This is a genomic window from Mesorhizobium sp. M1E.F.Ca.ET.041.01.1.1 (assembly GCF_003997355.1).
Taxonomy (GTDB): Bacteria; Pseudomonadota; Alphaproteobacteria; order Rhizobiales; family Rhizobiaceae; genus Mesorhizobium.
On sequence record NZ_RZSL01001039.1, the window covers coordinates 1 to 1,250 of the forward strand.

Below are 1,250 nucleotides of genomic sequence, written 5' to 3' on the forward strand. Positions count from 1 at the left end.
GTCACCGGGCCACCTTCAGCCAGGTCGTCCGCTTCGCGCCGGCCGACCGCGACGGCAACACCGCCTTCTATAATCCGATGGACTTCATTTCGCTCGATTCGGCGCAGCGGGACATCGACCTGCGCAATATGGCGGCCGCGCTCTTTCCGCGGCCGCCTGCGAACGCCGATCCCTATTGGGTCAACGATGCGCGCCTCCTCTTCACCGGCATTGCCTCTTACGTCATGGAGTCGCCGAAGATTGCCGACGAAAACCGCAGCTTCGCCACCATCCTCAAGATCATGAACGGCGCCGATGAGCCGATCCTGGAGTTCCTGGCTAGCCTGCGCGACACCCGCCGGCATGAAGTGTCGGATTTTACGCTGCAGACGCTGCTGCCCTACGCGGATATGGCGGAGAAGCAGTTTTCCGGTCTCTATGCCGGCGTGCGCACCGGCATGGCGCCCTTCCTGAACGAGCGGTTGATTCGGGCAACCTCCCGGAGTTCCTTCGACATCCGCAATCTCAAAAGCGAGCGGGTCTCGCTCTATCTTGATTTCCGGCGCGAGCAGATGGCTTCCCTCGGCCCGCTTTTTAATGTGCTCATCACGCAGATGATGAACTTCATGTCCGAATCCATGCCACGCCCCGGCGAGCACCAGGTGCTTGTCCTGCTCGATGAATTTCAGAACCTCGGCAAGCTTGAGAAGGTGACGGACATGGCCACCGTCCTTGGCGGCCACGGCGTGCCGATGTGGTTTTTCGTGCAGTCGCTCAAATCGGTCGACGAGATCTACCGCAAGGAAAGCCGCGAAACGCTGATCAACGCTGCCCGTGTCCAGATCTTCTTCGGCGCCCAGGAGACCGACGATCTGCGCTACGTCTCCGATCAGATAGGCGAAACGTCCGAACCCCAGAAGGACGTCACCAGGACCCAGGCGAGCCTTTTCGACACCTATTACACGCGCTCCGTCCACAGCAAGACAGTGCGCCGGCCGCTTATGCGGCCGGACGAAATTCGCACCATGGATAAGAGCAAGGTCGTCATTTTGCCGCGGGGCGAAAATGCAATCCTTGCGACTCGCAATTTCTATTTCGCTGATCGGGAGCTCTCCAGGCGGGCTTTCATGGTGCTCCCGGCGAGCGTAAAGCACGCCAAACCAGTCGCTGCCGCCGCTGCCCTCCCCTCTCCGTCTGTCCAGTCGATCGTGCCGGTTGGGCCACGCTACCGCTCCGGCATCACACAATCGCGGCCGCAGCGCGGTGCGACG

At 61.2% G+C, this 1,250-nt stretch carries 1 protein-coding gene; it reads left to right on the plus strand.

The features are described from left to right. The coding region (locus tag EOA38_RS37130; protein WP_145966318.1) for a type IV secretory system conjugative DNA transfer family protein at positions 1-1,250 on the plus strand (1,250 nt) is incomplete at both ends.